The following is a 19946-nucleotide window of genomic DNA, read 5'->3' on the forward strand; positions in this document are numbered from 1 at the left end:
GAAGCATGATGAAACGCAAGGGGATCGCGCTGCTTGCGGCGCTACTGCTGATGCCTTCTGCCTGGGCGCTCACGCTGGATGAGGCGCGTCAACAAGGGCGCGTAGGTGAAACGCTCAGCGGCTATGTGGCGGCGCGTCAACAGGATGAAGAAACGCTGGCGCTGGTCAAACGCATCAACGATGGCCGCCTGCAGCAATATCAGCGTGTGGCACAGCAAAATAATTTGAGTGCCAGCGAAGTGGCGCGTATTGCCGGCGAGAAGTTGGTGAATCGCGCGGGTAGCGGCGAGTATGTGCGCGGCATCAATGGACAGTGGCTGCGTAAATAAGGTTTATCAGCGGATAATTTTTTCTGGGAGCGTTAAATGCCAATGCCTCAAACTACAACGGATGCACAGAAGCGCGCCTTAATCGCCGGTTCAGTGGGCAATTTCATTGAATGGTACGAGTTTGCGGTGTATGGCTTCCTCGCGACGGTGATCGCGCAGAACTTCTTTCGCCTGCAGGGTGAAGCCGAGCTCACCGGCATTATTCTGACCTACGCCTCCTTCGCCATCGCCTTTTTCTTCCGTCCGCTGGGCGCGATATTTTTTGGCCGCATGGGCGATCGTATTGGGCGCAAGCCTACGCTGATTTTTGTCTTGATCATGATGACGCTGGTGACGACTGCGATCGGCATTATTCCCACCTATGCCAGCATTGGCGTGGCGGCGCCGCTGATCATCACCGGGCTGCGCATTTTGCAGGGCTTGTTTGCCGGAGGTGAATACGGCGGTGCGGTGTCACTGATGACGGAATTTGCCCCCAAAGGGCAGCGTGGGCGTTACGGTGCCTGGCAGTCATTTACCGTGGCATTGGGCCTGCTGGCGGGTGCTGGCATTGTCGCGTTGCTGTCGGCGGTGCTGAGTGCAGACCAGATGCACAGTTGGGGCTGGCGCGTTCCTTTCTTCCTCGCCTTGCCGATGGGGATGGTGGCGCTGTGGCTGCGCTACAGCATGGAAGAAACGCCCAGTTTTGTGCGTCAGCAACAAACGCAAAACGCGCAACAACCGGCAGCGGTGAGCGCCAGTTTTGGCACAACGATTAGGATTATTTTGCTGGCGATCAGCCGCGTGATGGTGTGGTCAGCGGCGGGTTATACCTATCTGGTGATCATGCCAACCTATCTGCAATCTTCGCTGCACACCGGCTTCAACCAGGCGCTGTTGATTGCGGTGATTTCCAACCTAGGGTTTGCTGCGACCATTATCCCAGCTGGCATTCTTAGCGATAAAATTGGACGCCGCAGCGTGATGGTTCTTGCGGCATGCTTGTTGCTGGTGCTGGCATTACCGTTACTGAACGTGTTGCAGGCCGACTCTTCAACGCTGCTGGTCAAGGCGCTGGTGGTGTTTGTTGCGGGTGGCATTGTCGGGTTGCTGGCAGGACCAGGCCCGGCAATGTTAGCTGAAATGTTCCCCACGCGCGTTCGCTATACCGGGCTGGGCCTGGCTTATTCACTCTCTAACGCGGTTTTTTCAGGGTGTGCCGGATTGATCATCACCTCCCTGATTAAGCAAACGGGGAATCTCGATATCCCCGCCTGGTACATCATGGTGACGGCTGCGATCAGTATTCCGGCGCTGATGACGCTGAATAAAAAAGACCACCTGCGCTCACTGGATGAAGCCGAAAGTTGAAGGCGCTAGCGTGATGCCAATGGTTTAATCGCGTCGTGCACCGGCATTTCTCCGCTGGTCAACTCAATGATCACGCGGCTGACAGCCGGTTGTGCGATGAGTTCAGCCAGCGTCGCTGCCACGTCATCGCGAGGAATATCGCCATACGGGATGGCCAAACCAGCACGCACCTTGCCATGGCCTTTCTCATCCGTCAGCGTGCCGGGGCGTAAAATCACCCAATCCAGATCGCTTTGCGCCAGCTCCACATCGGCTGCTTTCTTCACGCGCATGTAGTTTTCAAAGGTGGCGGAGAGGTTTTTATTTCTGCCCGCTTCGGGAAACGCCGAGACCAGCAAGAAGCGTGAAATGCCAGCCTGTTGCGCGGCAGCAACGGCGGTGGTTAATCCTTTGCCATCAATGGCGTTCGTCATCTCTTCACCGCCTTTGCCACCGGCACCAGCGGTAAACACCACCACATCGCTGCCCGTCATCAACGCGGAGAGGGATTTAGCGTCGAGCGCGGCTAAATCGCCATTAACCGGCTCAGCACCCAGTTCACGCAAAGGCTGCTCCTGTTCCGCTTTGCGAAACAGTGGGCGCGCGACGTGCCCGTTTGCGGCCAGCAGTGATGCCAGACGACGGCCAATGTTGCCTGCGCCGCCGATAATAAATACGTTGGACATGAGTACCTCTGCAATTTGTTGATAAAAGCTAGTCAGTATAGACAACGTCAATCCGCCGGGAAAAAGCTGCGCAGCTTTTGCCTTTCGCGCCCGTGCTGATCCATATTCTCCGCCGCCAGCCATTGGCGTAACGCCTGCTGAATCGCTGGCCATTCGCTATCAATGATCGATAACCAATCGGTATCGCGATTGCGCTGTTTGCGCGTCATCGCCTGACGAAAACGGCCTTCAAAGGTAAAGCCGATACGCTCTGCTGCGCGTCGTGAAGCCAGATTCAGGGAATCACAACGCCACGCCACGCGGCGATAACCGAGCGCGAAGGCCTGCTGCAACAACAAAAATAACGCTTCACTGCCCAACACGTTGCGCTGCATCAGTGGCGACCAGGTGACATGACCAATCTCAATCGCGCCGTTCTGCACCTCGATATTGGCGAAACAGACCGCGCCAACCGCTTGCTGCTTAACCTGATCGATCACCGCATAACTGATTAATCCACTGTCGCCGATTTTGTTGGCGACCCAGTCGGTCATTTCTGCTAACGATTGCGGCTGCGATGCGCCGAGCCAGGTCCAGTCGCGATCGTCGGCTGCCAGTGAAAAGGCGGCAAACAGGGCGGGGGCGTGGCTGAGTTGAAGCGGTGTGAGATGGCAAAAACGACCAGTGAGAATGACGGCGGGCGGGAAGGTGGCGGGCTGCCAGTCCGGTAACGCAAAACCGATGGGTTGACCGTATTGATTGTGGTGTATCACTTCATCTCCTTTTACTGGGCTGAAATCGACCATTCAGGGGCTGGCAAAGAAGTGCAGTATGGAGCTGGGAGCGCTTGGAAAACAACAGCAAAAAAATGCCCGTCAGATAAGCCTGACGGGCATGCATCATAGTGAAAAATGATTACGCAGCAACAATTTGCTTGATGGCGTCTTTTGCATCGTTAGCCGCTTTGGTCGCCACTTCTGGACCATAAGCGATGCCTTCGGCGAACACAAAGTCCACGTCAGTGATACCGATGAAGCCGAGGAACAGTTTCACGTATGGCGTCAGCAGATCGCTGGCCGTATCTTTGTGGATGCCGCCACGGCTGGAGAGAATCACCGCACGTTTGCCGGTTACCAGACCTTCCGGGCCTGCTTCGGTGTAACGGAAAGTCACGCCAGCGCGGGCAATCAGGTCGAAGTAGTTTTTCAACTGAGTTGGGATGTTGAAGTTGTACATTGGCGCGGCGATAACCACGGTGTCATGGGCTTGCAGTTCAGCAATCAGCTCATCGGAGAGAGACAGCGCTTCCTGCTGGCGCGGAGAGAGCGGTGCGTCAGATGGACGCAGTGCGCCAACCAGCTCACCATCCAGCACCGGAATCGGCTGCGCGGCTAAATCACGCACGGTAACCGAGTCACCTTTAGCGCGTGCTTCGTCAGCGTAGAAGTCAGCCAGTTGATTTGACTGAGAGTAACCAGCGAGGATGCTTGATTTCAGAACTAAAACTTTGCTCATGGTATTTTCCTGTGCGTTACGCGGTTGGCTTACCGCTCAATGCTTTACACTGTACGGAGTTAGCCCGCGAGGTAAAAGCGCAATATTTCGAGATCTATGTTCGAAATAATTGAATAACCTCGCACGTCCCGTTCAGGCAGGTGTTCCAAAATGTGCTATGATGCCGACCATTAATTGCTTGAATCCGCCGGGAAACCCTCTGCCCGCTGCAACAACAGGTACGCATCGCTATGTCATCATCCGACTCTTCACCTTTAGCCTCCCTTTGGCCGCGGCTCGATAATCTGACGCTGCGCGACAGTCAACGTCTGCGGCGTCGATTGCTGGGCGCTGCCAAGGTGAAAAATCCTGCGGCGCAGCAGGGCATTATGGCTGAACTGGAGCCGGAATTTGTCGCGGCGGAGCAGCGCCTTGCGCAGCGCACGGCGGCGACACCACGCATCACTTTCCCGGACAACCTGCCGGTCAGTCAGAAGCAGCAGGACATTGCCGATGCGATCAGTCAGCATCAGGTGGTGATCGTCGCGGGGGAAACCGGATCGGGTAAAACCACACAGCTGCCAAAAATCTGTCTGGCGCTGGGCCGCGGGGTAAAAGGGCTGATTGGTCACACGCAGCCGCGTCGTCTGGCGGCGCGCACCGTGGCGAACCGCATTGCCGATGAGCTGGAAACCTCGCTTGGCGGCACCATCGGTTACAAGGTGCGCTTCAACGATCAGGTGAGCGAAACCACCCAGGTTAAGCTGATGACCGACGGTATCCTGCTGGCGGAAATCCAGCAGGATCGCCTGTTGCTGCAGTACGACACCATCATTATTGATGAAGCGCACGAACGCAGCCTGAATATCGATTTCCTGCTTGGTTATCTGCGCGAACTGTTGCCACGTCGTCCCGACTTAAAAGTCATCATTACGTCAGCCACCATCGATCCGCAGCGCTTCTCACGCCATTTCCACAATGCGCCGGTGATTGAAGTTTCGGGCCGTACTTATCCGGTGGAAGTGCGTTATCGCCCGATGGTGGAAGACGCTGACGATACCGATCGCGATCAGCTGCAGGCGATTTTTGATGCGGTCGATGAGCTGGGACAAGAGAGTCGCGGCGACATTCTAATCTTTATGAGCGGCGAGCGCGAAATCCGCGATACCGCCGATGCGCTGATGAAGCGTGATATTGCGCACACCGAGATTCTGCCGCTGTATGCGCGCCTGTCGAACGCCGAGCAAAACCGCGTGTTCCAGTCGCACAGCGGACGCCGCATCGTGCTGGCAACCAACGTAGCAGAAACCTCGCTGACCGTGCCTGGCATCAAATACGTTATCGATCCCGGCACCGCGCGTATCAGCCGCTACAGCTTCCGCACCAAAGTGCAGCGCCTGCCGATTGAGCCGATTTCGCAGGCGTCCGCCAATCAACGTAAAGGGCGCTGCGGGCGCGTTTCGGAAGGTATCTGTATTCGCCTCTATTCCGAGGACGATTTCCTCAGCCGCCCGGAATTTACCGATCCCGAAATTCTGCGTACAAACCTTGCCTCGGTGATTCTGCAGATGACCGCGCTGGGGCTAGGCGATATTGCTGCCTTCCCGTTTGTCGAAGCGCCGGACAAGCGCAATATTCAGGATGGCGTGCGCCTGCTGGAAGAGCTTGGTGCCATCACGCTGAGTGAAGATGAAACCTACAAGCTGACGCCTTCGGGTCGCCAGCTCGCCCAGCTGCCGGTCGATCCGCGTATGGCGCGCATGGTGCTGGAAGCGCAAAAATTTGGCTGCGTGCGCGAAGCGATGATCATCACTGCTGCGCTATCGATTCAGGATCCACGCGAGCGTCCCGCTGATAAAAAGCAGGCATCTGACGAAAAACATCGTCGTTTTGAGGATAAAGAGTCCGATTTTCTCGCCTTCGTGAATCTGTGGAATTACCTGCAGGAGCAGCAAAAAGCGCTCTCCAGCAATCACTTCCGCCGCTTGTGTAAAACCGAATTTCTTAACTATCTGCGCGTGCGTGAATGGCAGGATATCTACACCCAGTTACGTCAGGTGGTGCGGGAACAAGGTATGCCGGTCAACAGCGAACCTGCGCCGTATCGTGAAGTGCACTGCGCTTTGCTTACCGGCTTGCTGTCGCACATTGGCCAGAAAGATAACGACAAGCAGGAATTTACCGGCGCTCGCAACGCGCGCTTCTCCATCTTCCCCGGTTCCGGCCTGTTTAAGAAGCCGCCGAAGTGGACCATGGTGGCGGAGCTAGTGGAAACCAGCCGTTTGTGGGGCCGCGTTGCCGCGCGCATCGATCCGGAATGGATCGAACCGCTGGCGCAGCATCTGATTAAACGCAGCTACAGCGAACCGCACTGGGAAAAAGCGCAGGGCGCGGTGATGGCGACGGAAAAAGTGACGCTGTACGGCCTGGCGATTGTGCAGGCGCGTAAGGTCAATTACAGCCGCATCGATCCTCAGCTGAGCCGCGAGCTGTTTATCCGTCATGCGCTGGTGGAGGGCGATTGGCAGACGCGTCACGCGTTCTTCCGCAACAACCTGAAACTGCGTAACGAAATTGAAGATCTGGAACACAAATCGCGTCGTCGCGACATTCTGGTCGATGACGAAACACTGTTCGCTTTCTACGATCGCCGCATCGGCAGCGATGTGGTCTCAGCGCGCCATTTCGATGCGTGGTGGAAGCAGGCCAGTAAAGAGAATCCGGATCTGCTGAGTTTTGATAAGCAGATGCTGATCAAAGATGGCGCGGACAAAGTCAGCCAGCTCGATTACCCCAACTTCTGGCATCAGGGTAACCTGAAACTCAAGCTGAGCTATCAGTTTGAACCGGGCGCGGATGCCGATGGCGTAACGGTGCATATTCCGTTGCCGCTGCTGAATCAAATCGAAGAGACCGGTTTCGAGTGGCAAATTCCTGGCGTGCGTCGCGAACTGGTTATCGCACTGATCAAATCACTGCCCAAGCCGGTGCGCCGCAATCTGGTGCCCGCGCCGAACTACGCCGAAGCGTTTCTCGGACGCCTTACCGCAATGGAACTGCCGTTGCTGGATGCGCTGGAACGCGAATTCCGCCGCATGACCGGCGTCACCATTGACCGTGAAGCCTGGCAGTGGGATCAGGTGCCCGATCACCTGAAAATGACTTTCCGTGTGGTAGACGAACACAACCGTAAGCTGCAGGAAGGCAAAAATCTGCATCAGCTGCGGTTGCTGCTGAAAGGCAAAGTGCAGGAAACGCTGTCGAAAGTGGCGGACGATGGCCTCGAGCAGAGCGGTTTGCACATCTGGAGCTTTGGCGATTTGCCGCAAAGCTACGAGCAGAAGCGCGGCAGCTATCAGGTCAAAGCCTGGCCGGCGCTGGTGGATGAAAAGGACAGCGTAGCGATTCGGCTGTTCGATAACGAAGTGGAACAGCAGAAAATGATGTGGCGCGGCCAGCGCCGCCTGCTGCTGCTCAACATTCCGTCGCCGACCAAGTATCTGCACGAGAAGCTGCCAAACAAAGCCAAACTCGGTTTGTACTTCAATCCGTACGGCAAAGTGCTGGAACTGATCGATGACTGCATCGCCTGCGGCGTGGATAAGCTGATGGCGGATGCCGGCGGTCCGGCATGGCAACAGGAGAACTTCGAACAGCTGCGCGACAAAGTGCGTGCTGATTTGAATGAAACCGTGGTCACCATCGCCAAACAGGTCGAACAGATTCTGACCTGCGTGTTCAATATCAACAAGTTCCTTAAGGGTCGCGTGGATATGTCGCTGGCGTTGGCGTTAGGCGATATCAAAGCGCAGCTGAATGGCCTGGTGTATCGCGGCTTCGTCACCGGCAACGGCTGGTCGCGTCTCGGTGATACGCTGCGCTATCTGCAAGGTATTGAACGCCGCCTCGAGAAGCTGCCGGTGGATCCACACAGCGATCGTGCGCGCATGCTGAAAGTGCAAGCGGTGGAGCAGGCCTGGCAGACGTGGCGGAATAAATTGCCGCCGCAGCGTCAGGATGATGCCGAAGTACAGGCGATTCGCTGGATGCTGGAGGAGTTGCGGATTAGCTATTTCGCGCAGCAGTTGGGCACGCCTTATCCGATTTCGGATAAGCGTATTCTGCAGGCGATGGAGCAGTTGAGTTAATCAAGAGAGTGATGTGATGGAGGTCGCCATGAATGGCGACCTTACGTGATTATTGCGCTAACTCTTCCAGCTTATCTTTAAAGGACGGCACCGCAATCGCGCGGTTATCGGCACGATAACGATCGGCCGGCGCGGGCGCCGAACTCTGTACCGCAATCAATTGCCACTCATCACCGTTCTTCAACAGCAGCGGCGAACCGCTGTCGCCTGGCAAGGTATCGCACTGGTGCGACAGCACTGCGCGCTGCGCCCAACCGGTCACTAAACAATCGCTGTGCGAATAGAGCGTATCCAGATGATCGGCCGGATATCCGGCTTGCGTCACTTTGCGTTGGGTGGTTTTCAAGGCGGCGGTTAAATCGCCACGCGAACCCTCAAACAACGGAATCGGCACAATACCGGACGGCGGATTATGCAAGATAACCAGCCCATAATCGTAGGGCGCGGCGCCCGGCGGCACGATCCAGCCTTCGCCGTCCGCCTGCAACCGGCGCGCTAAAGAGGGTTCAACGCGCGCATCAATATCATGAATCTCGTAACGCCAGCCTTTAGCGCTGGCCATAAAACGCAGCGCCACTGGCTTATCAAACTTGCCGGGCGGAGCCAATAAACAGTGTCCGGCGGTCAACGCCAGATGAGCAGAAATCAGGGTGGCAGTGCAGAGGTTACCGCTTTCGGTCTCTAACTGACCGATGGCATCCCAGGGCGCGGCGCTCACGTCGCTAATCGCCTGGCGATGATCTTTGCCAAAGAACAACGTTTTGATGTCTTCCGGGCTAGGCCCATCTTCATCATCGGCATGTGCTGTGTGGTTAAAACTGAAAAGACCAACAAGTAACAGGATAGCCAGGCGCATAGTTCTCTCAATGGCGAGAATAAGTAGAAGTTGTTGTCATCACGCTTGAGCGATAACTATAGTCGGTGAGCGGTGAAAAAGGGAGAAATATTGGAGTAATCAGCACGCTACAACGACTAGATAAAAAAGCTGGCTGCAACTATGCCACAGAGGATCATCACAATCAGAATAATTTCGAAGCGATAGCGACGCACCATTTTTCGCTACTCCAGTAAATAAACACCCGGCATAACCGGGTGTTTTCAATCATCAATACGGTGTTGGCGCTAAGCGAATCTTATTTAGCTGCTTTTTTCACTTTGTGATGCTTTTTAGCTGCCTGAGCTTTCTGCGCAGCGGGTTTGGTTACTTTTTTGTGGTGCTTTTTAGCAGCCTGAGCTTTCTGTGCAGCTGGCTTGGTTGCTTTGTGGTGCTTTTTAGCAGCCTGGGCTTTCTGTGCAGATGGCTTGGTTGCTTTGTGGTGCTTTTTAGCAGCCTGGGCTTTCTGTGCAGCTGGCTTGGTTGCTTTTTTGTGATGCTTTTTAGCGGCCTGAGCTTTCTGTGCAGCTGGCGCTTTCTTCTCTACTTTCTTGTGTTTCTTAGCAGCCTGCGCTTTTTGAGCAGCTGGTTTTTTGTGGTGAGCCATTTTGTGTTTAACTGGCGCAGCAGTTGTGGTTGCAGCAGCGGCTGGAGCAGCAGTTGTTTCAGCAGCGAAAGCAACAGAAGACATACCCATAGCAGCGGCGATCACCAGTGCAAATAATTTTTTCATTGCAAAATCCTCGAACTATTTTTTCATGTGTAGCCCACTGCGGGGCCGGTGAAAACACTATATGAAAAACAATTCAGGCTTTCCGTGAGGCATTGGTATCGGCGTGTAACGGATTGTACAAAGCGGCATAAAGGAAGTGAAAAGGGCGGCCGCATGGGCCGCCGCGCAGTTTACTCAGACAGATAACGTTGTTCAAGGTGCTGACGGAAATAGTGCGGATTCAGCGCTTCGCCGGTGGCATTGATCAGCAGTTGCTGCGTCGGGAAACGGCTGCCGTGCTGCCAGATGTTCTGCTGTAACCAGTCAAACACCGGCTGCAAATCACCTTGTTGGATCAGCGTTTCGATCTGTGGAATCGCACGCTTAACCGCCTGGAACAGCTGGGCCGCGTACATCGCGCCCAAGGTGTAGGTTGGGAAATAGCCAAACGCGCCGTCGGTCCAGTGAATATCCTGCATGCAGCCGTCGCGGTAATTACCGCGTGTATCAATGCCCAACGATTGCTGCATCTTCTCGTCCCACAACGCAGGGATATCATCCACTTCAATCTCGCCCTCAATCAGCGCGCGCTCGATCTCGTAACGTAAGATCACGTGCGCCGGATAGCTCAACTCATCGGCGTCGACGCGAATAAAGCCCGGCTTCACGCGCTGTGTCTGACGGATGAAGTTGTTTAACGCCAGCGCAGGCTGATCGCCCATCAGGGCCACCACCTGTGGATGGATATGCTGCAGGAAGGCTTTACTGCGCCCCAGCTGCATCTCCATAAATAGGCTTTGAGATTCATGAATCGCGGTAGAACGCGCCTGCGCCACCGGCTGACCGCGCCACTGTTTTGGCAAATTCTGCTCGTAACGCGCATGGCCGGTTTCATGAATCACGCCCATCATGGCGCTGAGGAAGTCGTTCTCGTTGTAACGCGTGGTAATGCGCACATCTTCCGGCACGCCGCCGCAGAATGGATGCGCACTCACATCTAACCGGCCGTGATTGAAATCGAAGCCCAGCGTTTTCATCACGCTCAGGCCGAGCTGCTTCTGTGATTCGATAGCAAACGGACCCACCGGCTGCGCGATCGGCGTTTGCTGCTGCTTCGCCACGGCTTTTTGCAACAGATCGGGCAGCCAGCTTTTCAAATCGCCAAAGGTTTGGTCCAATTGGGCGCTGGTCATGCCGGGTTCGAATACATCCAGCAACGCATCGTAACGCGAAACGCCGAGCGCATCGGCACGCAGCTGCGCCTCTTCACGGCTCAGCTTCACCACTTCTTTCAGATTGGCGGAGAAACCTTGCCAGTCATTTGCCGGACGCTGCTGACGCCAGGCGTGCTCACAGCGCGAACCGGCCAGCGACTTGGCTTCCACCAGTGACGCTGGCAACAACGTGGCTTGTTGCCAGGCGCGCTGCATCTCGCTCAGGTTAACCTGCTCGACATCATTCAGAGATTCCTGCTGCGCGGCATCAAACAGCCCGCTGAGGCGTTTATCGGTAAGCACTTCGTGCATGAACACGCTCAGTTCGGCCATCGCTTCACCGCGTGACTGGCTGCCGCCCGGCGGCATGGTGGTTTGCATATCGACACCAGCAATGGCACCTAAATGACCAAAGCGGGAGAGACGCTGAAAAGTGCGGCTAAGTTCTTGATAAGCTGAAGTCACGTAAAAAGCTCCTTATGACGGTAAGCGTGGCGCAATGTCCCGCAAGGGTAGATCAACCGGCCAGCAAAAGCGAACGCTGGCGCCGCCGAGCGGGCTGCTCTCAATCGAGACATTTCCCTGCATCGCCAGCGCAATAGAGTGCACGATCGCCAGACCCAAACCACAGCCGCCGGTGGCGCGATCGCGGCTCGGATCGAGGCGGACAAAAGGTTCAAACACGCGTGCGCGCTCTTCCTGCGGAATGCCCGGACCGTCGTCTTCCACCTGCAAACAGCCCAGCGCGCCATCAAACCATAAGCTGACGCGCAAACGCTGTTGCGCATAGCGCAGGGCGTTATTCACCAAATTATCCAGCACGCGCTCCATCAGGCGTGTATCGGCGCTGCCAACGTTCTCCAGCTGCGGGATATCCAGCGCAATCTGCGTCTGCGGATTCATGGTTTGCACATCTTCGATATGCACACGCAGCCATTGCGCCAGATCGAAGGATTGCAGATGGAGATCAACGCGTGGGCGATCGAGGCGCGCATACGTCAGCAACTCCTCAATCAAACTCTCCAGCTGACCCACATCGCGGTTTAGCGCGGCGGATTCCGCATCGGTGAGGTTATCGCTCATCTCCAGCCGGTAACGCAGCCGCACCAGCGGCGTGCGCAACTCGTGCGCGATGCCGTCAATCAGCTGTTTCTTACTGGCAACCAGCGTGTTGATGTTCTCCGCCATCTGATTAAACGCCACGCCAAGACTGTGCAGGCTGGAGGTGCTTTCAAAATGAGTGCGCACGTCGAGTTCGCCGCGACCAAAACGTTCGGCGGCTTTCTCCAGCCGCTGCATCTCTTGCCAGTGTGGACGCAGCCAGATAAATACCGGCAGCGCCAGCGACATACCAATAAACGCCAGCAGCGCGATATCCAAAATGCGCATCTGGTGCAGATAGAAAAGGTAAGGGATTGGGCCGACGGAAAGCACGTAATGGCTGCGCGGAATGTGCTGTAAGAAGGTGTACTGATCGTCAATGGCCACGATTTCGCCAGCGCGCAGGCGCTTCATGTCGGCATCACCCAGCTGATATTTGCTCATCGGCTCAATATTCAGATCAAACGACAGATCGAGATCGAGGCTGCGAATGGTTTTGCTCCAGTCGCGCGGGGGGATCTCGCGCAGTTCGCTGCGCATCAAAAACAGCGAACTGGCCATCAAATCGTTCATTGACTGGCGTCCGGCGCGTTCGGCGGTGAATTTGTACACCAACCCAACCAGCAATGTCATCACCAGAAAACAGACGAACAGCAGCAAATAGAACTGAATAAAGAGCTTTCTCATGCGGAACGGGTATCCCAGGCCTGCGGCGCGAACAGATAGCCTTTGTTGCGGATGGTTTTGATGCGAAACGGCTCGGTAGCGCTGTCGTACAATTTTTTACGCAGCCGAGAAATCGCCACATCAATGCTGCGGTCCATGCCATCGTAGGTGACGCCGCGCAGGGTTTTCAGCAGCGCATCGCGATTAAGGATTTGCCCGGCATGATTCGCCAGCTCCCACAGCAGATCGAAATCGGCGGTGGACAGTACAATATTCTCCTCAAACAGCGTCACCTGACGATTGAGCGAATCGATGGTCAGTGAACCGAATCGCAGTACGCGCTGCGAGCTTTGAATAGCGGGCGTCACTTCCGGCTGCCCAACATGCGCCTGACGCAGATGCAAACGCAGGCGCGCCAGCAACACCGCTGGCGGCGTGGTTTTGAGGATGTAATCGTTAGCGCCCATTTCCAGCGACAGAATATGGTTCATATCGCTGTCGAGCGAGGTGAGCAAGACAATCGGACCTTGCCAGCTGGCACGCAGATCGCGGCACAATGTCATGCCATCCTTGCCGGGTAACATGATATCCAGCATCACTAAATCGGGGTCGTGCAGGGCGATGGTGGCTTCGGCGCGGTCACCGCGCGTTTCAACAATAACTTCAATATCGTGGCGGCCAAGGTAAGCGGCGATCAATTCGCCTACTTCTGGCTCATCTTCCACATAGACGATTTTGTTCATAATTCACTGTGACGGATGAGAATGCCAGCAGCATAGCTTTTCCTGGTCCTGAGCTCTACGTTACCGCACGAAATATCCCTGCGTTACTGGTATGTATACCGTGAAATGTGCCATCATTAGCGGCGCGTTGTAGCGCAAGGTTCGGAACCGTAACGAAAAACAGGAGGAGTGCGAGAGTGTCTGATAAAGAGCTGGCTTCAGCCGGATACAGTGATCGCATCTGCTTCAATTACAGTGATTTTCTCTCCGCTTCCTGCAAAAAACGCTGGAGTTTTGTCGATGCCATTTATGGCGTGATGCCTATTTTTGGCATGGTGACGCGTAAATCGGCGCATAACCTTCAGGCCAGCGACGATCATCTGAAAGAATTAGCATTACAAATCATTTCAACCCAGGTGAGCGACGAGATTAATATCGCGCGCCTCATCACGTTGGCCGAGCAACAGCACATCAGCCGCTTTGATATTCAGCTGCCGTATCCGCTGTCAGCCGAGCAGCTTGACGCTATTCATCAGGAATACCGTAAGCCGCTCAATCTGACACAGCAGGATGACCTGCTGTGCGTTTCCATTCCCGTTCAGCCGCACTAATTCGTTAGCTGCCACAAGGCTGGCAGTGACGCCGCAATCAACAACACAATCGCGATGCGCTCCAGCTGTGACAACATCTTGTCGCCACGGCCGCCGCGTCGTGCGTACAGGAACAGCAGCAATCCAGGCGCATAAAGCACCACTGAAAGCAGCAGATGCAAGGGACCCGACGCATACAGCAGCCAAACGCCATACGCGCTGGCACCGATGCCGGTAAACATCGCCCAGGGTTTGTTCTGCCCGCGCACCACCTTAATCAGATACAGGCCGACCAGCAGATAGGGCACCAAAATCATTTCTGAAGCGATGGTCAGCAGCGTGTTGTAATCCGCGCCGGTCAAGGCGATCAAGATCAGGCAAACCTGTACGCTGCCGTTGGTCAGCCACAACGAGGCCGAAGGGGAGTTGTGGCGATTCTGGCGCGCAATGCTGCGTGGGAAGGCACCTTGTTGCGCAGCGAGGAACGGCACTTCAGCGGCCATAATTGTCCAGCTCAGATAGGCGCCGCACACCGAAATAATCAACCCAACCGCAATCACCGCATCGCCCCAATGACCCAGCAGATGCTTCATCAAACCGGCCATGGAAGGATTGCGCATCTGCGCCAGTTCGGCACGCGGAATCACGCCTAACGACAGCAGCGTAACCAGCAAATAGACCAGCAGCGCGGCCAGCACCGCCATCAGCGTGGCGCGTCCGACATCTTGCTTATTTCGCGCACGCGCAGAAACCACCACCGCGCCTTCCACACCAATAAACACCCACAAGGTGATCAGCATGGTTTGCTTCACCTGCTGCCACAGCGGCTGACCGAGTTCGACACCGCTGAAATCAAAGCGGAAGCGATCGTAGTTGAACGCCAGCAGCGCCAGCACCACAAACAGCAGCAGCGGCACCAGCTTGCCCAGCGTTGCCAGCAAATTAATGCTGGCCGCCGTTTGCACGCCGCGCAGCACCAGGCAATGCACCAGCCACAGCAGCACCGATGCGCCGAGCATCGCCTGCCACGTATTGCCATCGCCAAACACCACGCGATCCGGCGTGTCGGTAAAGAAGCTCAGCGCCGAGAAGACAATCACCAGATAAGAGACGTTGGCGATTACCGCACAAAGCCAATATCCCCACGCCGAGCAGAAGCCCATCAGCTCACCAAAGCCGGCGCGCGCATAGGTAAAGATGCCGCCATCCAACTCGGGTTTAAGCCGCGTCAGTAACAGCATGGCAAGTGACAGGAAGATGATGCCAACGCCGGTGATCAGCCAGCCGATCAGCAGCGCCGCCGGGCCGGCAACCGCCGCCATGTTTTGCGGCAGGCTGAACACGCCAGCGCCCAGCATTGAGCTGAGCACCAACGCGGTGAGCGCACTAAGACCTAATTTTTTATCCAAAACGCCCATCCTAAGCAGCAGAGTATGCTGGGTGGTGACGATTCCGCTGGAGTCTCGCGTGGCAGTTAGCCAATTTTGAAACGGAATCCCCTAAAAACAGGCGGCAGATTTTACGGAGTGCAAAGGGGGAAGGCAATGCAAGACTATGCAAATCTGCGCACAGATTATGCAGTCAGTATGAAGGAGATTTTGGAAAGGGCGACGGACGCCGCCCTCAATCGGAATTACTTGAACAGATCGGCAGTGACGGTCAGGTTGCCGCCGCTCTGGTTCTGCCATTGACGCGTGATGTGATAGTACTTAGCGCCTTTTTCTACGGCACGTTTGCCAACCGCTTCAGAGACTTCGGTTGGAGTACCGAAGTGATCGGAGAAGGTGATGGTATCAAACGGTTGCATCTGCGCAGCCGTAATCGCATTCACTTCCTGCACGCTACGGCCATCGGCGGTTTTAACCGTGTAACGTTGGCCAGTTGAGCTCTGGGTTTCGAAGAAACGACCAACGTTACGGCTTGGCGTATCGGAAGAGGCCACGCCAGGAATCGCCACTTTAGTGGCGGCGGCGCCGCCAGCGGCCAGTGCTGCTTTACCGGCTTCAGAATCCGCTGGGATCGAATCAGAAGTGTTCTGAACTTTGCGCTCTGGTGCATCAGCTTTATAGATGTAAGCGGTGACGTACTGGTTGCCGCCGTTGTTGGCATCCACCTGACGCACGATAAAGAAGGATGCCGCGCCTTTATTTTTGGCTGCCTTGGCAATCGCTTCATTAACATCTGGCTGGCTTGAGAAGAAACCATTCACCGATACGGTATCGTACGGCTCAAGGCGATACGCTTCTGCTTTCGGCAACTCTTTCACGCCGGAGAAGGTGCGGTATTTAGTGGAGTCATCTGCTTTTGGTGCGTTGGCTTTATACAAGTCCGCCGTTACGCGCCAGTTACCGCCGTTGCCGTTGGTATCATTGATGCCCTGTACATAGAAAGAGTCAGCGCCTTTCGCATCAGCCTCTTTAGAGATGGCATCAGTTGCATCGCCAATCGCGTTGAAACGGCCGCTGATATTAATACGTTCGAATGGTTTCAACGCGGCCGCTTGCTCTGGCGTTAACTCTTTAGCAGCAAACGCATTTGCCGCCAGCAGTGATAACAAGGTTGACGCCAGAATGGTGTTCTTCAGCTTCATAAAAATGATCCTTCGCCTTACGCAAAATGAGTACGAAAACGTGCTGGACTCTTGATGTATAACAGATTAGCCGCTGATTATTGCATGTAATAATCGGCCTGTCTCAGCCAATTTAAGCGCATAACATTGACAATCTCTGCCATTTATTCATCGACCTGTCATTGACTTCGGTTACGGCTCTTTTTTGCACAGATAACCACTTATTCTGGTAACACTTAATGCCATAATAGTTATCGCATTGTTAAATAAAGGTTTTTGATAATACTTAATTCGACATGACACGATTTTGCCCAGCAGAATATTTTTTAATAAACATCAAATGCAGTAGCAAAACGTGGCATTCAATCTTTGCGTCTGAATATTTGTGTGAATGTCATAACCAGGCGTTATCGCTGTGGATCACTCTTCATATTTTCAGTAGGTTATAAAGACTTTGTTACATTGTGCATTTTGCTCATAAAAAGCTGAAACACGGTTTCGGCTTTTGAGCTTTTTGCCACTCACAGAACCTCATCCTTTAATTGTTGAAAGGAAACAGTATGTTAATTGGGATACCCAAAGAACGGTTAGCCAATGAGTCGCGCGTGGCCGCCACGCCAAAGACCGTTGAGCAGCTGATCAAGCTGGGATTTAGCGTCACCGTTGAACAGAGCGCAGGACTTCGCGCCAGCTTTGATGATGAAAGCTTTATCGCCGTCGGCGCCATCATCAGCAACACCCAAGATGTGTGGCAGTCTGACATCGTGTTAAAAGTGAACGCGCCTGACGACCAAGAGATCGAACTGACGCGCGCCGGTAGCACGCTGGTGAGCTTTATCTGGCCTGCACAGAATCCAGCGTTGCTGGAGAAACTGGCAGCACGCAGCGTCACCGTGATGGCGATGGATTCGGTGCCGCGTATTTCTCGTGCCCAGGCGCTGGATGCGTTGAGCTCAATGGCGAATATCGCGGGTTATCGTGCCATCGTTGAAGCCGCGCACGAGTTCGGTCGCTTCTTCACCGGTCAAATCACCGCTGCCGGTAAAGTACCGCCAGCCAAAGTGATGGTGATTGGTGCGGGTGTCGCGGGATTAGCAGCCATCGGTGCGGCAGGCAGTTTAGGTGCCATTGTGCGTGCTTTCGATACGCGTCCGGAAGTGAAAGAGCAGGTGCAGAGTATGGGCGCCGAGTTCCTTGAGCTGGACTTCGAAGAAGAAGCGGGCAGTGGCGATGGTTATGCCAAAGTGATGTCTGAAGCCTTTATTAAGGCGGAGATGGAGCTGTTTGCCGCGCAGGCAAAAGACGTCGACATTATTGTCACCACCGCGCTGATTCCAGGCCGTCCGGCACCGAAGCTAATTACTGCCGAGATGGTTGCCAGCATGAAGCCGGGCAGCGTGATCGTCGATCTGGCCGCGCAGACCGGTGGTAACTGCGAATTGACGGTTGCCGATCAGGTGACCTTAACCCCCAACGGCGTGAAGATTATCGGCTACACCGATTTGCCAAGCCGCTTGCCTACGCAATCCTCACAGCTTTACGGTACCAACCTCGTCAACTTGCTGAAACTGTTGTGCAAAGAGAAAAACGGCGAAATCACCGTTGATTTCGAAGACGTCGTAGTGCGTGGCGTGACGGTAATTCGTGATGGCGAAGTGACATGGCCAGCGCCGCCGATTCAGGTTTCCGCCGCGCCAAAAGCGCAACCCGCAGCCCAGCCGCTGCCGAAGGCTGAAGTCAAGCCGGTTTCACCTTGGCGCAAATATCTGCTACTGGCGTTGGCGGTAGTGCTGTTTGCCTGCCTGGCCAACGTGGCGCCAGCGGACTTCCTGTCGCACTTTACCGTCTTCGCGCTCTCTTGCGTGGTCGGCTATTACGTAGTGTGGAACGTGAGTCACGCATTGCACACGCCGTTGATGGCCGTCACCAACGCCATTTCCGGCATTATTGTGGTGGGTGCGGTGCTGCAAATGGGCCACGGCGGTTGGGTAACGATTCTGTCGTTTATCGCCGTGCTGATCGCCAGCATCAATATCTTCGGTGGTTTCACCGTCACCCAGCGCATGCTGAAAATGTTTCGTAAGAATTAAGGGGTAGCAACATGTCTGGCGGATTAGTTACTGCAGCATATATTGTTGCCGCGATTCTGTTTATTTGCAGCCTTGCCGGTCTCTCGAAACACGAGACCTCTAAGCAGGGTAATATTTTTGGCATGAGCGGCATGGCCATTGCGCTGCTGGCCACCATTTTTGGCCCGAATACCGGTAACGTTGCCTGGATTTTGGTGGCGATGGTGATTGGTGGTGCGATTGGCTTGCGCCTGGCGAAGAAAGTCGAAATGACCGAAATGCCAGAGCTGGTTGCCATTCTGCACAGCTTTGTCGGTTTGGCGGCGGTGTTAGTGGGTTTCAACAGTTACATCGACCACGCGCCAGGCCTCGCGCCGGTGATGGAAAATATCCATCTGACCGAAGTGTTCCTCGGCATCTTTATCGGTGCGGTGACCTTCACCGGTTCACTGGTGGCATTTGGCAAACTGCGCGGCAAGATCTCCTCTTCAGCGCTGATGCTGCCGCATCGTCATAAGATGAACCTTGCGGCGCTGGTAGTTTCCTTCCTGCTGATGCTGTGGTTCGTGCAAACCGATAGCACTGGCGCGCAGGTGTTTGCGCTGCTGCTGATGACCATCATTGCGTTGGTGTTTGGCTGGCATCTGGTGGCGTCGATCGGCGGTGCGGATATGCCGGTTGTGGTTTCGATGCTGAACTCTTACTCCGGTTGGGCCGCCGCGGCGGCGGGCTTCATGCTGAGTAATGACTTGCTGATTGTTACCGGCGCGCTGGTCGGTTCTTCCGGTGCCATCCTCTCTTACATCATGTGTAAAGCGATGAATCGCTCCTTTATCAGCGTGATCGCCGGTGGTTTTGGTACCGACGTAAGCGTGGGCGGCGAAAGCGATGAAGTCGGCGAGCACCGTGAAATTACGGCGGAAGAAACAGCAGAAATGCTGAAAGCCTCATCTTCTGTGGTGATCACGCCGGGTTATGGCATGGCGGTGGCGCAGGCGCAGTATCCGGTGGCTGAGATTACCGAAAAGCTGCGCGCACGCGGTATTAAAGTTCGCTTTGGTATTCACCCGGTTGCCGGTCGTCTGCCGGGCCACATGAACGTGCTGCTGGCGGAAGCGAAAGTACCTTACGATGTGGTGCTGGAAATGGACGAAATTAACGATGACTTCAGCGATACCGATACCGTGTTGGTGATCGGCGCGAATGACACCGTTAACCCAGCCGCACTGGAAGATCCGCGCAGTCCAATCGCTGGCATGCCGGTGCTGGAAGTGTGGAAAGCGCAGAACGTGATTGTGTTTAAACGCTCGATGAGCACCGGATATGCAGGCGTCCAAAATCCGCTGTTCTTTAAAGACAATACGCAGATGCTGTTTGGTGATGCGAAAGCGAGCGTGGAAGGCATTCTGCGCGCGCTGTAAAAAAGCAGGGCGGTGATGTGACTCACCGCCCTGAGTAGATAGT

At 55.1% G+C, this 19946-nt stretch carries 16 protein-coding genes; 6 read left to right on the forward strand and 10 right to left on the reverse strand.

The features are described from left to right. The first annotated feature begins 8 nt into the window (after window positions 1-8). Together PanJK_RS06365 and PanJK_RS06370 are read left to right on the forward strand one after the other, a co-directional pair. Window positions 9-329: a YdbL family protein gene (locus tag PanJK_RS06365; RefSeq protein WP_008106428.1), complete on the forward strand. Its 321-nt coding sequence runs from the start codon at window positions 9-11 to the stop codon at window positions 327-329. A gap of 36 nt (window positions 330-365) precedes the next feature. Beyond that, window positions 366-1679, forward strand: a complete 1314-nt coding sequence (locus PanJK_RS06370) for an MFS transporter (protein ID WP_265298130.1) — start codon at window positions 366-368, stop codon at window positions 1677-1679. Window positions 1680-1684: 5 nt separating this feature from the next. On the opposite strand, the gene PanJK_RS06375 is transcribed toward PanJK_RS06370, so the two are convergent. From PanJK_RS06375 to PanJK_RS06385, 3 genes are all read right to left on the reverse strand, one after another. After that, window positions 1685-2344 (reverse strand): NAD(P)-binding oxidoreductase, encoded by a 660-nt coding sequence (locus PanJK_RS06375; protein WP_265298131.1) that lies wholly within the window; start codon window positions 2342-2344, stop codon window positions 1685-1687. Between the two features lie 47 nt (window positions 2345-2391). Further along, window positions 2392-3093 (reverse strand): GNAT family N-acetyltransferase, encoded by a 702-nt coding sequence (locus PanJK_RS06380; protein ID WP_414858938.1) that lies wholly within the window; start codon window positions 3091-3093, stop codon window positions 2392-2394. Window positions 3094-3238: 145 nt separating this feature from the next. Continuing rightward, window positions 3239-3838 (reverse strand): FMN-dependent NADH-azoreductase, encoded by a 600-nt coding sequence (locus PanJK_RS06385; protein WP_222182197.1) that lies wholly within the window; start codon window positions 3836-3838, stop codon window positions 3239-3241. 230 nt (window positions 3839-4068) lie between these two features. Here PanJK_RS06385 and hrpA point away from each other — a divergent pair, with 230 nt between their 5' ends. Further along, window positions 4069-7965: an ATP-dependent RNA helicase HrpA gene (gene hrpA, locus PanJK_RS06390; protein ID WP_265298140.1), complete on the forward strand. Its 3897-nt coding sequence runs from the start codon at window positions 4069-4071 to the stop codon at window positions 7963-7965. Between the two features lie 49 nt (window positions 7966-8014). Here hrpA and PanJK_RS06395 read toward each other — a convergent pair whose 3' ends face one another. The 5 genes from PanJK_RS06395 to rstA all read right to left on the reverse strand — a co-directional run bounded on the left by PanJK_RS06395 (window position 8015) and on the right by rstA (window position 13275). After that, window positions 8015-8821, reverse strand: a complete 807-nt coding sequence (locus PanJK_RS06395; protein WP_154193524.1) for a trypsin-like serine peptidase — start codon at window positions 8819-8821, stop codon at window positions 8015-8017. Window positions 8822-9098: 277 nt separating this feature from the next. Next, the gene (gene asr, locus PanJK_RS06400) at window positions 9099-9572 is read right to left on the reverse strand and encodes an acid resistance repetitive basic protein Asr (RefSeq protein ID WP_265298142.1); all 474 of its coding nucleotides are present in this window, start codon (window positions 9570-9572) and stop codon (window positions 9099-9101) included. A 170-nt stretch (window positions 9573-9742) separates the two neighbouring features. Then, a complete protein-coding gene (locus tag PanJK_RS06405; protein ID WP_265298145.1) occupies window positions 9743-11230 on the reverse strand; it encodes a carboxypeptidase M32 in 1488 nt (495 codons plus the stop codon). Window positions 11231-11242: 12 nt separating this feature from the next. Then, window positions 11243-12553 (reverse strand): two-component system sensor histidine kinase RstB, encoded by a 1311-nt coding sequence (gene rstB, locus PanJK_RS06410; protein WP_008106406.1) that lies wholly within the window; start codon window positions 12551-12553, stop codon window positions 11243-11245. Then, window positions 12550-13275 (reverse strand): two-component system response regulator RstA, encoded by a 726-nt coding sequence (gene rstA / locus PanJK_RS06415; protein WP_008106404.1) that lies wholly within the window; start codon window positions 13273-13275, stop codon window positions 12550-12552. The genes rstB and rstA overlap by 4 nt, the downstream gene beginning before the upstream one ends. A 176-nt stretch (window positions 13276-13451) precedes the next feature. Between rstA and PanJK_RS06420 the strand changes: the two genes are divergently transcribed. Beyond that, entirely contained in the window at window positions 13452-13865 is a 414-nt protein-coding gene (locus PanJK_RS06420; protein WP_008106403.1) for a hypothetical protein, read from the forward strand. Here the strand turns inward: PanJK_RS06420 and PanJK_RS06425 are convergent. Together PanJK_RS06425 and ydgH are read right to left on the reverse strand one after the other, a co-directional pair. Next, complete coding sequence (locus PanJK_RS06425; protein ID WP_265298149.1) at window positions 13862-15253, reverse strand: amino acid permease; 1392 nt, start codon at window positions 15251-15253, stop codon at window positions 13862-13864. The genes PanJK_RS06420 and PanJK_RS06425 overlap by 4 nt on opposite strands. A 224-nt stretch (window positions 15254-15477) precedes the next feature. After that, on the reverse strand, window positions 15478-16434 hold the full coding sequence (gene ydgH, locus PanJK_RS06430; RefSeq protein WP_256696514.1) for a DUF1471 family protein YdgH: 957 nt from the start codon (window positions 16432-16434) through the stop codon (window positions 15478-15480). A 539-nt stretch (window positions 16435-16973) separates the two neighbouring features. Between ydgH and pntA the strand changes: the two genes are divergently transcribed. Together pntA and pntB are read left to right on the forward strand one after the other, a co-directional pair. Further along, the gene (gene pntA, locus PanJK_RS06435) at window positions 16974-18503 is read left to right on the forward strand and encodes a Re/Si-specific NAD(P)(+) transhydrogenase subunit alpha (RefSeq protein WP_265298152.1); all 1530 of its coding nucleotides are present in this window, start codon (window positions 16974-16976) and stop codon (window positions 18501-18503) included. Between the two features lie 11 nt (window positions 18504-18514). Beyond that, window positions 18515-19903: a Re/Si-specific NAD(P)(+) transhydrogenase subunit beta gene (gene pntB / locus PanJK_RS06440; RefSeq protein WP_008106395.1), complete on the forward strand. Its 1389-nt coding sequence runs from the start codon at window positions 18515-18517 to the stop codon at window positions 19901-19903. Window positions 19904-19946 lie beyond the last annotated feature (43 nt).

It is taken from the genome of Pantoea sp. JK, assembly GCF_026130245.1.
GTDB lineage: Bacteria > Pseudomonadota > Gammaproteobacteria > Enterobacterales > Enterobacteriaceae > Pantoea > Pantoea trifolii.

Excerpts from the sequence above, each read along its gene's own strand:
- PanJK_RS06365 (WP_008106428.1), top strand. The coding sequence starts at position 9 with ATGAAACGCAAGGGGATCGCGCTGCTTGCGGCGCTACTGCTGATGCCT.
- PanJK_RS06370 (WP_265298130.1), top strand. The coding sequence starts at position 366 with ATGCCAATGCCTCAAACTACAACGGATGCACAGAAGCGCGCCTTAATC.
- PanJK_RS06375 (WP_265298131.1), bottom strand. The coding sequence starts at position 2,344 with ATGTCCAACGTATTTATTATCGGCGGCGCAGGCAACATTGGCCGTCGT.
- PanJK_RS06385 (WP_222182197.1), bottom strand. The coding sequence starts at position 3,838 with ATGAGCAAAGTTTTAGTTCTGAAATCAAGCATCCTCGCTGGTTACTCT.
- hrpA (WP_265298140.1), top strand. The coding sequence starts at position 4,069 with ATGTCATCATCCGACTCTTCACCTTTAGCCTCCCTTTGGCCGCGGCTC.
- PanJK_RS06395 (WP_154193524.1), bottom strand. The coding sequence starts at position 8,821 with ATGCGCCTGGCTATCCTGTTACTTGTTGGTCTTTTCAGTTTTAACCAC.
- asr (WP_265298142.1), bottom strand. The coding sequence starts at position 9,572 with ATGAAAAAATTATTTGCACTGGTGATCGCCGCTGCTATGGGTATGTCT.
- rstB (WP_008106406.1), bottom strand. The coding sequence starts at position 12,553 with ATGAGAAAGCTCTTTATTCAGTTCTATTTGCTGCTGTTCGTCTGTTTT.
- rstA (WP_008106404.1), bottom strand. The coding sequence starts at position 13,275 with ATGAACAAAATCGTCTATGTGGAAGATGAGCCAGAAGTAGGCGAATTG.
- ydgH (WP_256696514.1), bottom strand. The coding sequence starts at position 16,434 with ATGAAGCTGAAGAACACCATTCTGGCGTCAACCTTGTTATCACTGCTG.
- pntA (WP_265298152.1), top strand. The coding sequence starts at position 16,974 with ATGTTAATTGGGATACCCAAAGAACGGTTAGCCAATGAGTCGCGCGTG.
- pntB (WP_008106395.1), top strand. The coding sequence starts at position 18,515 with ATGTCTGGCGGATTAGTTACTGCAGCATATATTGTTGCCGCGATTCTG.